15 protein-coding genes are annotated in these 12,322 nt (G+C 57.3%); 14 read left to right on the forward strand and 1 reads right to left on the reverse strand.

Going from position 1 to position 12,322, the window contains the following annotated elements:
- The first annotated feature begins 8 nt into the window (after positions 1 to 8).
- From VXJ35_RS05425 to VXJ35_RS05475, 11 genes are all read left to right on the forward strand, one after another.
- Complete coding sequence (locus VXJ35_RS05425; protein WP_231914854.1) at positions 9 to 536, forward strand: DUF3261 domain-containing protein; 528 nt, start codon at positions 9 to 11, stop codon at positions 534 to 536.
- Positions 517 to 1,698, forward strand: a complete 1,182-nt coding sequence (locus VXJ35_RS05430; RefSeq protein ID WP_064020782.1) for a beta-ketoacyl-[acyl-carrier-protein] synthase family protein — start codon at positions 517 to 519, stop codon at positions 1,696 to 1,698. The genes VXJ35_RS05425 and VXJ35_RS05430 overlap by 20 nt, the downstream gene beginning before the upstream one ends.
- Positions 1,695 to 2,159 carry a hypothetical protein gene (locus tag VXJ35_RS05435; protein ID WP_064020783.1) on the forward strand — a complete coding sequence of 155 codons (465 nt, stop codon included), beginning with the start codon at positions 1,695 to 1,697 and terminating at the stop codon, positions 2,157 to 2,159. The genes VXJ35_RS05430 and VXJ35_RS05435 overlap by 4 nt, the downstream gene beginning before the upstream one ends.
- The gene (gene fabG / locus VXJ35_RS05440) at positions 2,152 to 2,877 is read left to right on the forward strand and encodes a 3-oxoacyl-ACP reductase FabG (protein WP_064020784.1); all 726 of its coding nucleotides are present in this window, start codon (positions 2,152 to 2,154) and stop codon (positions 2,875 to 2,877) included. The genes VXJ35_RS05435 and fabG overlap by 8 nt, the downstream gene beginning before the upstream one ends.
- Positions 2,874 to 4,094, forward strand: coding sequence for a beta-ketoacyl-ACP synthase (locus VXJ35_RS05445; RefSeq protein ID WP_082409920.1), 1,221 nt, complete (start codon positions 2,874 to 2,876; stop codon positions 4,092 to 4,094). Before fabG ends, VXJ35_RS05445 begins: the two co-directional genes overlap by 4 nt.
- 18 nt (positions 4,095 to 4,112) lie before the next feature.
- Positions 4,113 to 4,532, forward strand: a complete 420-nt coding sequence (locus VXJ35_RS05450; protein WP_064020786.1) for a hypothetical protein — start codon at positions 4,113 to 4,115, stop codon at positions 4,530 to 4,532.
- Positions 4,533 to 4,566: 34 nt separating this feature from the next.
- Complete coding sequence (locus VXJ35_RS05455) at positions 4,567 to 4,926, forward strand: hypothetical protein (RefSeq protein WP_064020787.1); 360 nt, start codon at positions 4,567 to 4,569, stop codon at positions 4,924 to 4,926.
- 284 nt (positions 4,927 to 5,210) lie between these two features.
- Positions 5,211 to 5,585, forward strand: coding sequence for a nuclear transport factor 2 family protein (locus VXJ35_RS05460; protein WP_064020788.1), 375 nt, complete (start codon positions 5,211 to 5,213; stop codon positions 5,583 to 5,585).
- Between the two features lie 87 nt (positions 5,586 to 5,672).
- Entirely contained in the window at positions 5,673 to 6,320 is a 648-nt protein-coding gene (locus VXJ35_RS05465) for a glutathione S-transferase family protein (protein ID WP_064020789.1), read from the forward strand.
- A 265-nt stretch (positions 6,321 to 6,585) separates the two neighbouring features.
- Positions 6,586 to 7,323, forward strand: a complete 738-nt coding sequence (locus VXJ35_RS05470; RefSeq protein WP_157198088.1) for a hypothetical protein — start codon at positions 6,586 to 6,588, stop codon at positions 7,321 to 7,323.
- 335 nt (positions 7,324 to 7,658) lie between these two features.
- A complete protein-coding gene (locus VXJ35_RS05475) occupies positions 7,659 to 8,192 on the forward strand; it encodes a hypothetical protein (protein ID WP_064020791.1) in 534 nt (177 codons plus the stop codon).
- 251 nt (positions 8,193 to 8,443) lie between these two features.
- On the opposite strand, the gene VXJ35_RS05480 is transcribed toward VXJ35_RS05475, so the two are convergent.
- A complete protein-coding gene (locus VXJ35_RS05480) occupies positions 8,444 to 9,235 on the reverse strand; it encodes a nuclease-related domain-containing protein (protein WP_064020792.1) in 792 nt (263 codons plus the stop codon).
- Positions 9,236 to 9,745: 510 nt separating this feature from the next.
- Here VXJ35_RS05480 and VXJ35_RS05485 point away from each other — a divergent pair.
- From VXJ35_RS05485 to VXJ35_RS05495, 3 genes are all read left to right on the forward strand, one after another.
- On the forward strand, positions 9,746 to 10,435 hold the full coding sequence (locus VXJ35_RS05485) for a hypothetical protein (RefSeq protein WP_157198089.1): 690 nt from the start codon (positions 9,746 to 9,748) through the stop codon (positions 10,433 to 10,435).
- Between the two features lie 106 nt (positions 10,436 to 10,541).
- Positions 10,542 to 11,441, forward strand: coding sequence for an alkaline phosphatase PhoX (locus VXJ35_RS05490; protein ID WP_269454926.1), 900 nt, complete (start codon positions 10,542 to 10,544; stop codon positions 11,439 to 11,441).
- Positions 11,442 to 11,905: 464 nt separating this feature from the next.
- Positions 11,906 to 12,079 (forward strand): hypothetical protein, encoded by a 174-nt coding sequence (locus tag VXJ35_RS05495; RefSeq protein ID WP_157198090.1) that lies wholly within the window; start codon positions 11,906 to 11,908, stop codon positions 12,077 to 12,079.
- The last annotated feature ends 243 nt before the right edge of the window (positions 12,080 to 12,322 follow it).

Genomic DNA, 12,322 nt, shown 5'->3' on the forward strand with positions numbered 1-12,322 from the left:
CGGCCGCTTTGGCTGCTATCCTTATCGCCGCCTGCACTCCGCCGCCGCCGACCGCCGCGTTGCCGGCGCTGGCAGCGCCGCAGGGTCCTACCCGACACGTCCTGCAACTGGTCGCCGCCAGTTGGCCGGGCGGCAACGCCAGTTTGCTCTGCGTGCTGGAATTGAACGCCGAGCGCATCGCGCTGGCCGGGACCAGCAAAGACGGCCTGAGTTTGTTCAATCTGAGCTACGACGGCGAGTATCTGGTACTTGATAAAAATCCGTTGCTGCCGGATACGGTCGACCCGCGCGCTATCGTCGCCGATATGCAGTTGATTTATTGGCCGGCCGCGGCTTTGCAAGACCGTTTACCGCCCGGCTGGCATCTGCAAACCGGCGCTACCCGTCGCGAACTGTTCCAAGGCGAAGAAAAAATCGCCGAAATCGTCTATTTATCCAGCGAAGCCGATTGGCCGCGGCACGCCGAGTTGGCGAATCTGCGTTACGGCTACCGGCTGAGCATCGATACCCTGAGCTATGAACTGGTATCTGAATGACTTAGGCATCCTCTGCGCGCTGGGGTGCGGCCAAGCGGCGGTGCTGGCCGGCTTGTTGCGCGGCGACCGCAGCGGCCTGCGGCCGAGCGACGAGTTCAGTCCGGGCCGACCGCAATGGCTGGGCGCGGCCACGGCGCCGTTGCCGCCAATCCCTGCCGAGTTATCAATCTACGCCTGCCGCAACAACCGATTGCTGTTGGCGGCCGTCGAGCAAATCCGCCCCACCGTCGAAAGGTTGCGCGAGAGTTTCGGTCCGCACCGCATCGGTATCGCCCTCGGCACCAGCACCTCCGGCGTGCACAACACCGAATTGGCGCTGGCCTACCGCGCCAAACACGGCCGGCTGCCGCCGGAATACCATTACAAACAACAGCAGATGGGCGCCGGCGCCGATTTTCTGGCCGACTATCTGCAAATCCACGGCCCGGCCTACACGCTGTCCAGCGCCTGCGCCTCCAGCGGCAAGGCCTTTGCTTCAGCGCAGCGGCTATTGGCGATGGACTTGTGCGACGCAGTCGTCGTCGGCGGTGCCGACAGCTTGTGCGGCTTGACCGTCAACGGCTTCGCCGCGTTGGAATCGGTCAGCGCCGGCCCGTGCAAACCCTTCGGCCGCCGACGCGACGGCATCAACATCGGCGAAGCCGCTGCCTTGTTCGTCCTCAGCAAACAACCCGGACCGGTGCGTTTGCGCGGCGTTGCCGCCAGCAGCGACGCCTACCATTTCTCGGCCCCCGACCCGGACGGCACGGCGGTCAAGGCTGCGCTGCGGACCGCATTGGCGCAAGCCGGCCTGAAGCCGGAACAAGTCGATTACCTGAATTTGCACGGCACCGCCACGCCGTTGAACGACGCGATGGAAAGCCGCGCGGTGCATGCCGTGTTCGGCAGCCGCACGCCGGCCAGTTCCAGCAAAGGCATGAGCGGCCATACTTTGGGCGCCGCAGCGGCGTTGGAATTGGGCTTTTGCTGGCTGCTGCTGCAAAGCCAGGACCCGGACGGCCGCTTGATCGCCAACGTCAGCGGCGACGACATCGACCCCGAACTGCCGCCGTTGCACTGGGTGACTCCCGGCCAGACTTTGGGCCGGCCGATTCGAGTCTGCCAAAGCAATTCCTTCGCCTTCGGCGGCAGCAACGTATCCATCGTTGCGGAGCGGGCATGAATCCGGCAACCGACTCCGCCGCAGAGGATTACCGCATGGCCGACCTGTTGCCGCACACCGGCGCCATGGTGCTGTTGGAGCGGGTGGTGAGCTTTGACGCCGACCGCCTTAGCGCGGCATTAACCGTGCGCGGCGACGGCCTGCTGTTCGGCGACGAGCGGGAGGTTCCGGCCTGGGTGGCGATAGAATACATGGCGCAAGCCATCGGCGCCTTCGCCGGTCTGCAAGCCAAGCTGGCCGGCCAGCCGATCCGGCTCGGCTTCCTGCTCGGCAGCCGCCTGTTCGAAAGCAATGTTGCCACCTTGCCGGTCGGCTGCTGCCTGACCGTCGCCATCGAAAAAATCGTGCACGACGAACAATTAGGCGTTTTCGATTGCCGGGTCAGCGGCGACAATATCGAAATCGGCGCCAAGCTGAATGTTTACCAACCCCGTTTCGACCAACCGTTAACCGATGAATAAAACCGTTCTCGTCACCGGCTCCAGCCGCGGTATCGGCAAAGCCATCGCAATTTACCTGGCCCGCCGCGGCTACGACCTGGTGTTGCATTGCCGCAGCCGACTTAGCGAAGCCGAAGCCGCCGCCGCCGAAATTGCCGCGCTGGGTCGGCAAGCGCGCATCCTGCAATTCGATATCGGCAACCGCAGCGAATGCGCCGAGATACTAACTGCCGACATCGAAGCCCACGGCGCCTACTACGGCGTGGTCTGCAATGCCGGCATCAGCGCCGACAACGCTTTTCCAGCCCTGACCGGCGAGGACTGGGACAGCGTGATCCGCACCAATCTGGACGGCTTTTACAACGTGTTGCAGCCGCTGGTGATGCCGATGGTCAGGCGGCGAAAACCGGGCCGCATCGTGACCTTGTCGTCGGTCTCCGGCTTGATCGGCAACCGCGGCCAGGTTAATTACAGCGCGGCTAAGGCCGGTATCATCGGCGCCAGCAAAGCTCTGGCGCTGGAACTGGCCAAGCGCGAAATCACGGTGAATTGCGTGGCGCCGGGCTTGATCGACACCGACATGACCGAAGCCTTGCCGCTGGACGACATCAAACAAATGATCCCGGCCCGCCGGGTCGGCCGCCCGGAAGAAGTGGCCGCGGCGGTGGCGTTTTTGCTGTCGGAAGACGCCGGCTACATCACCCGCCAGGTGATTTCGGTGAACGGAGGCCTGTGTTGAAACGGGTGGTCGTTACCGGCATGGCCGGCTTATCGCCGATCGGCAGCGACTGGCCGACCATAGCCGAACATCTGCAAAGCGGCCGCACCGGCATCCGCGCGCTCCAGGAATGGGACCAATACCGCGGTTTGAACACCCGGCTGGCGGCGCCGGTGGCTTTCGAGCGGCCGGCCCACTACAGCCGCAAACAAACCCGCAGCATGGGCCGGGTGGCGCTGCTGGCGACGTACGCCAGCGAACTGGCGCTGATCGACGCCGGCCTGCTGCACGATCCTTGCCTGAGCAGCGGCCGCACCGGCATCGCTTACGGCAGTTGCGCCGGCAGCTTCGAGGCCATCGCCGATTTCGGCAATATGCTGCTGAACCATGCCACCGACGGCCTCAACGCCACCTCTTACATCCGGATGATGGCGCATACCGCACCGGTCAATATCGGCCTGTTTTTCGGCATCAACGGCCGGGTCTATACCACGTCCAGCGCCTGCACCTCCGGCAGCCAGGGCATCGGTTACGCCTACGAAGCGATCAAATACGGCCAACAACAGGTCATGCTCGCGGGCGGTGCCGACGAATTGTCGGCCTCGGAAGCGGCGGTGTTCGACACGCTGTTCGCGACCAGCTTGCGCAACGACGAACCGGACAAATCGCCGCGGCCGTTCGACCGCGACCGCGACGGCCTGGTGATCGGCGAAGGCGCCGGTACGCTGGTATTGGAAGAGCTGGAACACGCGCGGGCCCGCGGCGCCCGCATCTACGCCGAAGTCGCCGGTTTCGGCACCAACTCCGACGGCCTGCACGTGACCCAACCCGACGCCGCCGGCATGCAAACCACTATGCGCCTGGCCTTGCACGACGCCGGCCTACCGGCCTCGGCCATCGGTTATATCAGTGCCCACGGCACCGCCACCGAGCACGGCGATATCGCCGAAAGCCGCGCCACCTTCGACGTGTTCGGCGGCAACACGCCGATCAGCGCGTTAAAAAGCTTTACCGGCCACACGCTGGGCGCTTGCGGCGCTTTGGAAGCCTGGGCCGCGATCATGATGATGAACCAAGGCTGGTTTCACCCGACCGCGAATTTGGACCAAATCGACCCGGCCTGCGCCGACCTGGACTATATTCGTCAGCAAAGCCGACGCTTGGACACCGAATACGTCGTCAGCAATAACTTCGCTTTCGGCGGTATCAATACTTCGCTGATTTTCAAACGTTTTTAACCTGACGAGGAATAGCACATGAAAAAGTTGATCGCGCTGTTATCGGCTTTGATCGTGCAAGGATGCGCGTCGCCGGTGACGAGAATCGAGCCGGTACCGGCCACGGAGACCATCGCCCGTTTGTGTATCGAGGAAAACCCGAAAACCTATATGGAGGATTTTCTGCCGGAAGTGCGCGCGCAATTGGCGGAACACGCCATCGCAACCGAACTGCTGGGCCAGGGCGGCGACTGCCCGTATACGATGAGCTACGAGGCGCAATGGTCCTGGGATTGGTTCTGGACTTTTAGCGTATATTTGTCGATGGCGGAATTTTCGGTCACCAAAGACGGCCGCCAAATCGGCATGGCGTCTTACTCCGCCGCGTTGGGCCCGTCCGCCGTCGGCCGCACCAAAAACAAAATCCGCCCGTTACTGATAGAACTATTCAGAAAATAAAGCGTAACGTTTTACTACAACCCAGGAGACAACCATGCTGCACAAGATCGTACTCGCGCTGTTTTTGAGCCTGTTGGTGGGCTGTACCACCACCGGCCATTTCAAAGTGCCGGAAGGCTCGCAACTTTATCTGTACAAGCGGCCGCAACCGGTGGACATTAAAGCCAACGGCGAAGTCACGACCCGGCCGTTCTTCTGGACCGCAGCCGGCATGCCGCCGGGCGGCGGTATTCCTTACCGGCTGGAGAAAGACGGCAAGATGTTGAAAGAAGGCAAGCTGCGCGCCAAATTCCGGGTGGTTTCCATATTCTGGCCGCCGTTCTCGTTGATTTACTGGCCGATGGGTCTGAATCCGAACATCACCTACGATCTGATCAACGACAAGCAGGAATAATTCTGACCGCTTCGGTTCCGGCCCAAGCCCGGCCGCGAACCGAAGCCCCGGGTTACGCCCCGCCGCTCGACATGCTGCCGAACCGGCCGCCGATCCTCCGTTAGAACTTGGTGCCCTGTGTCGCATCGCCCCACTTTCGTTGCCGTACTCGCCAAAGCCCTCGGCAATCAAGAAAAGCCACAATGGGTTTTCCCGTTAGCCCGAATGCTGTTAAATTAATCGCCAATAGCGGCCGACCTTGCTACGGCCTGACGCCACTGCTTCCGCAAACTATAGAGCTACGCATGATCACCCAAGCACAAGCCGACCAACTGGCCGAAGCCTGGCTCCAGGCCTGGAATAGCCGCGATCTGGCGCGGATCATGGCACACTACGCCGACGCCATCGAGTTTCGCAGCCCGTTTATCGTCAACCTGCTGCAACGCCCCGACGGCCGTTTGCTCGGCAAACCCGCGGTCCAAGCCTATTTCGCCCAAGGGCTGGCCAAATTCCCCGATTTACATTTCACGCTGCTGCAGGCCTTACCCGGCGTCGGCAGCGTAACCTTGCTGTACCGCAGCGTTAACGATCTGCTGGCGGCGGAAACGATGGAAATCGACGCCGCCGGTAAAATTTGCCGGGTCCTGGCGCACTACAGCGCCGCGGCGGAGCGCATTTAGCACCGGCGACCGGCGCGTCGCCTTTAAATTCGGAACGCGCTGCCCCGGCGCATTATTTGGAATCTTGATACACAGGAGCTTATCGCTATGAGTTTGAGTCTGGTCATCGGCAACAAGAACTACTCGTCCTGGTCGTTTCGGCCCTGGTTTTACCTGAAACACCACGGCATCGAATTCGACGAAATCCGAATTCCGCTGTACCAGGAAGAATCCAAAGCCAAAATCCTGCAATACTCGCCGTCCGGCAAAGTGCCGGTGCTGATCGACGGCGAACTGCGGATCTGGGATTCGCTGGCCATCCTGGAATATCTGGCCGAACGCTTCCCGCAAACCCAGGGCTGGCCGGACGATTTCGCCGAACGCGCCTTGGCCCGCTCGCTGGCGGCCGAGATGCATGCCGGCTTCACGGCATTGCGCACCTATTGCGGCATGAACTGCCGCCGGCCGCCGGCCGCCAAGCATTTGCCGGAAGGCGTGCAACCCGATATCGACCGCATCGGCGAGATCTGGCAACAATGCCGGCGCCGGCATGGCAAAGACGGCCCCTGGCTGTTCGGCCGCTTCGGCATTATCGATGCAATGTTTGCGCCGGTCGCGTTCCGTTTCCACAGCTACCAGTTAGTCACCAACCCGGAAGCGCAAGCCTACGTGCAAACCGTACTGAACGATCCCGACGCCCAAGCCTGGATCGAAGCCGGCAAGCACGAAAGCGAGGTTATTAGTGCGTTTGAGTAGGGGTGATTCGGGCTGAGGCGTTTTCTGAAACTAAGCCGTTTTGTAGACATTCCTCAGATTACGCTATCGCTAATCGGAGCGGACTTAGCTCAGTAAACTAGGCAAATTGATTGATGGATTTTGCGTGAACAAGAGGACAGGCTAAGTTTGTCTATATATTTGAAATACAAATGAATTCATCGTTTTTTAATTTTTTAGCCAACTGGATGACGCAATGTTTTGCGTCATCCAGTTGGCTATTTGTAGTTAGCTACTTGGGGAGATCATGGCTGAATCTACACAAGCACCAAGGTTCTTCGTTTACATCGTTGAATCCCCATCGGCACCGGATATTTACCATGGCCGATCAGAAGGCGCTCTTGTTGCCAAGGCTGTTGAGCTAGACGGCATTCCATCTGTTACACGAACGGTTATCAACCCAGTTGCATTCGATGCGGCTCTAAGAATTGGACTGCCTGAAGTAATGAAGCTGTACCCCGATCGTTTACCAATTCTTCACATTAGTGCACACGGCGCGAAACATGGAATTCAACTCTCTAGTGGAGATGTGCTCAGTTGGATTGATTTACGACCAATGCTCACGCCGATAAATGAAAGTCTCGGGGGTTACCTCCTGCTTTGTATGTCTGCATGTGAAGGGTATAGTGCGTGCCAAATGGCCATGCAGGAAGGCAACGGGCCTCATCCTTACTTTTCCATGGTCGGTAATTTCGGCAAACCCACTTGGTCTGATACCGCTGTCGCATATTCTGCGTTCTACCATCTACTTTCCAAAGGCTATAACGTGTTCGATGCCGTTATCCGAATGAAAGCTGCCTCTGGAGATGACAACTGGACCGCAGAAACAGCCGAGCAGTCAAAACAAGGATATTTGGAGTACCTACAGTCTGTTGTTCCATCTGAAGCACAACAAGAATTACAAGCTGCAGCTGAAGAACAGCCTTTACCACCAGAGGCCAAAGCACTTGAAAGCCCAGTAGGTCGGGTTAGCCAAGCTCGGTAGAGTACGCACCGCGTACCTTTTGGTTTCGTCCCTCCACGATAGCTCTTTCGGTACGCTGGATTTTGCGGGCGGAAGGGCGGATAAGCGAAGCGTCATCCGCCAAATTGGCTAATCTTTACCAATCGGTAACGGATTTACCCGCAGGGTATAACGGCCTTATTCGAGTTTCCATCGTTTGGCCGATGCCGGCGTTTATGCTTTGGATTGGGCGGGCGGTGTGTCCGAAGCGGTTACCGCCGGGAAAATGGAAGACGAGTCGTAAACCTCGAACGGCGCTTCGCTTATTCGCCCCTCAACTCCATACCGGATTTATTTAAATCGAATCGGGAGGTTTTATGGCCGTATATCCGCTGCTGGCGTCTATGATGGCCGGTGCCAACATCCATTCATCGCATGTGTTTGAAACGCGCGTCATACCGTATCTGCTGGAGACTTGGCTAGACGACTATAGGCGTTTCATTAAAGCCAGCGAAATTTTGGAGACTAGCGTCGACGGCTTTTCGTATTTGTTCGATGCGACGGTTGAGCGCTTGATCGCCGCATGGGGTGTTAGCAACGGTCGGCATGCCGGTGCCCGCGACCGTTCTCGAATGGCCGGCCACCCCCTCAGCGATGGTCCAGATTATCACCGGGGCCACTCTATCCCGCATACTCTGGGCGGAACGACCGATATTAACCTGGTTCCGCAGCTCGGCGCCGTCAATATCGGTCCATTCCGGGAGCTGGAGAAACGCGCGGTAGCCACACCCGGTTCCTTGTATTTTACCTATTGGATATACGGCGCGTCAGGCAGTAAAAGGCCGTTGTATGTTCAACAGGGACTGTTAATTCCGGGGAGATTTCCTGACATTAGAACTCATCCGAATTAGATGTTTCGGCGGGCTTTATTGGCGCAGGTTGTTTGGGGTTCGGGTTCTCGGTGCGGGCGGCGTGCCACTGGCTGATTCGGCAATGATCAGCGGGTCAATCAATACCGAATCGGACAGGAGTAACCGAACCAAGTCTTCGTTCCATGACTCTGTACGCCTGCGAGCATGACGGCCCTTGTCTATAACGTCGAGCCGAGCCGAGGAGAGCGGGCATGGCAAGCTCAGCGGCGCTGCCATCGGAGCGGAGCGCGTTACAGTGGCCTTACCGTCCGGCATCCGGGAAAGCCGCTACATCCCCAAAACTGGTTGCCGGCATTGTCGCCTTTGCTCGCGGTTCTCAGGATCATCGGTTTGCCGCATTTGGGGCAGGCATTTTGATTGGTTTGTTGTTTTTGCTCGACGATGGTTTTGACATGTCTAACGTGCTCGATATGCGTTTTGATAGATGGTTTTAAACGGCCGGCTTGCAACTTGCGGCAAACCTCCTGCACTTCACTATCGGCCATCAGGCGTTGCTGCTTGCTCTTGATGAAGCGGATGTAACCGCCGGCATAAACCACGTTCTCCGGCATCGGCGTTTTGAATTCGCTGTCGCCGACAAACACGACCAGCGAGAATAATTTGCTTGGGTCGAGTTCCAATCCCGATTGCAGCGTCTGCGTGTGTTTATAGTTTTGATGCAACGGATTCTGGAATTGGTTTTTGTGTTTGTAGATTTGCTGGGTCCATAGCTTTTGCTGTGGGTTGCCGAAAATCCAACCTTTCAAGTTCTTGGTCTCGATGACGAAAACCCCGTACGGCGACACGATGACATGGTCCACCTGGGTGGTGCCGTCTTCGGTGGGTAACGTGACGTTTTTGAACAGGCGGTAGACGTTCTTATCCAAAAATAGCTTGGCGGCTAAATTGACCAATCCTTCGCCGATGATGCCCTTCATCAACGGCGACTTTAACAAGCTGATGACGATCAGCAAAATCAACAGCCACCAATAGGCGGCGAAGGCTTGGCTAAAAGCTTGTACGACCATTTGAGTTAAATTCATGACGGGATTCCTGTCGGGGGGGGGGGGGGGGTAGGCGTTGACCGGGCCGGTAGCATCGGCCAAACAAAAATAGGTCAAGTTTCCAATTTCGCCACGGTTTCCTCGTTCCCATTCATGCCCTGCGGGTACACAACGGCGCTCATCGTCATACACCAGTGCCGTCATGCCCGTAGGACGCTAGCCTCAAGCTCTCCTTGTCGCCTGGATTTCTGCGGAGGACCGTGGGAACCGGAAAGGCTGATTTTTTATGTTAGTCAATTTGGCAAAATTCCCCCACCTTTCTATGCGACTAAACCGCCAGGCGACTCGGATATTTCGTTAAGTCCGGGTTAAGCGCGTTCGCCGACATTGGCAACGCCAACGGCTTCGCATCTGCTTCAAATAACACCCATACCTCGCGAAAAGGTCGCAATTTCGGCAATCCCAGCGTTTGCCTTACGGGCTTAGTTGGCCAAGCCATTGGCGAGCACAACATGACGTTTAACTAGACCGAGAAACGGAGATTTGACCATGCATCGTAGAATTCTTAATTATTCAGCCCTGGTATGCAGCATATTCTTGACGGCTTGCAGCGCCAAAGGCTATCGAGGCCCCGAATTACCGGACAATCAAGTCGCCACGATCGAGCTGAAAGCGCCCGCCTTGTCCAAGGTCCCTTTATTCTGGGTCTTTCCGCTGAACATGCTGCTCTGGTTTGCCGAAGACTGGAACGAAACCTCTTGGGGGCCCAATATTTTTGTTGGCTATATCGAATTGGATGATCCGGATGCAGGTACTTGGGATGTGGATGCATCGAACAAGGTCAAGCTGGACCGATTCAGCAAAGTCTATGTACGCCCCGGCACCCGGAGCGTAAGAACGATGGAAACTGCCTTTGTCAAAAAAACGGTAGCCGGCGATACCACTTACCAAACCGGTTCCTGCGAATGTACGGAACGGGAAGCGAATAACCAAAAACAAAAAGTCTGCGAAAAAAAGACAACCAGTTCAACGCCTTATTTCGTTACCGAGCGCGACACAACCTGCACCCTGGTATTCCATGCCTTCGCCGGGCAGACGTATCGGGCCTTTAACCGAAACGGTCGGCTGATGTTGCAATATTCGGATGGCAAAATCGATAACGATGCAATGTGTCAAAGCAAAGATCGTAGCCGGCAAACTTACGAGTCCGGATATTCTACAAGCCAATGCACACCTTGACCGCTAACCGTTACGGAGTGGCGGTAGGGCGGATTCCTGGCGGCTGCTGCGTACCAACCCCACCGCCGCCGCCGCGAACGGCGGTACCTTTATCCAACGTTCGATCCTGCCCCGCGTTTCTCACGAGGGCTTGGCATTCGACAAAAGCAATAACCTGTATTTCGTCGACGAATTGAACGGCGGTTCTGTCTATAAGTACGTTTCGGCCAATCCATTCGCCACCAATGGCAACGACTTTTTCGCTGCCGGCCAAACTTTTGCGTTGAGAGTGGGAGCGGGTGGCCAGTTCGAAGGTAACAATGCTCCCGCCATTACCGGCGCCTCTACTTGGGAAGCGATCACCGACGTTAACGGTGGCGTTCTGGCCGGTATTTCCGCTCTGCTGGGAGATGGTACGATCGATGGCCGGGTCAGCGCCGATAACGCCGCCGTGAAAGGCACCGGTTTCAACCGTCCGGAAGACATGGAAATTCAAAACTTGGCTAACGGTAAGCAATTTTTGTATTTCACCACCACCGACTCCGATGACGACGGTAACACCGCTAACGGTCGTAGCCGGGTTTATTCGATCGACTTGGGTACCAGTGAAGTCAAACTGTTTGCCGACAGCAACACCATCGATATGGCGACAGGCTTGGCGGCCGGCGGCGAATTTAGAAATGCCGACAACTTGGCCATCGACGCCGAAGGCAACATCTATATCATCGAAGATCAAGATGGCGGTGTGGAAGACGTTTGGTTCGCCAAAGACGAAAACCGTGACGGTGTGGCGGAGTCGATTGGCAAATGGATCAGCTTGACAACCCAAGGCGCGGAAAGTACCGGTTTGTATTTCGATAAATTCAACCCGAACAAAGCCTACATCAACGTTCAACACCCTGCCGACGGCATCGACCGTACCATCATGTTGACTGCGGCGCCTGCTGCGGTACCCGTTCCTGGTGCTGCTTGGCTGTTTGGTACTGCTTTGGCTGGTTTCCTCGGCTTGCGCCGCAACAAAGCCTAAAGCATCAAGGAAACAAGGATGTTTCCTTCAAATCCCTATCCGGGTTCCGGTGGCGCACAAATAAGACCGGTGGCCAAACCCGACCCGCAAAGGGCTTGTTTTGCCTGGCTTTACTGGATTCTCACGCTCCCGCTTGGGAACGCCTGCCCGTTAATCCATAATTTGGACTAACGCACAGTATCCTCGCCAGTGCCCAATAGCATTTTCCATCGTTCCCGCGCTTTGGCGTGGGAACGCATACCGACTAACCCGGTACAGCCCGAATTTTCGGCGAACACCGTCGGCAACTGTGCCGCAACGACTTCGATTAGTGTAATTCCAACCAGCAAGCGAGAACACATTCCGTCGCGATTCAAGCAGGCTAGCTCCCGCTCCATCAAGGGAGCCCGCGAACGCGTCCCCCACTCCTAGGAGCGGATTTGGCTAAGTGTTCGAGGTGAAGAAAATTTGGTTCCGGTAACGTCGTGTTATTCGTCACTCAAGACAGTGACGGCGACGGTATCAACGACGACGAAGACAATTGCAGCCAAGCGGCCAACCCTAACCAGCGCGACAGCAACGGCAGCGTCGATCAAAACGATGCGGCCCTGATGCGCTCGGCCTTCGGCAAAGCGCTTGGGCCGGGCAAATGCTATTGACCGGCGCCGCCTAGCCACCTCAATCCTCCTATTACCCCCGTTGAGCGGTTTGCAACGGGGCTCCTGTTTTAATGCAATCAGCGCCAGCACAGCAGCGAATAGCGCCCCTTCGAACAAAGGGAATGGGGGGGCTTTATCGGCACAATCGCGATAAGTTCCCATTTCTGCCCCGCCTAAGCTCGGCATCGCCGACAGTGGAATCGGTCCAAGCCGCGAGTCTGGCGAATGTATTTTTCATAAAAA

Source organism: Methylomonas sp. DH-1 (genome assembly GCF_046097555.1).
In the GTDB taxonomy this organism is placed as follows: Bacteria; Pseudomonadota; Gammaproteobacteria; order Methylococcales; family Methylomonadaceae; genus Methylomonas; species Methylomonas koyamae.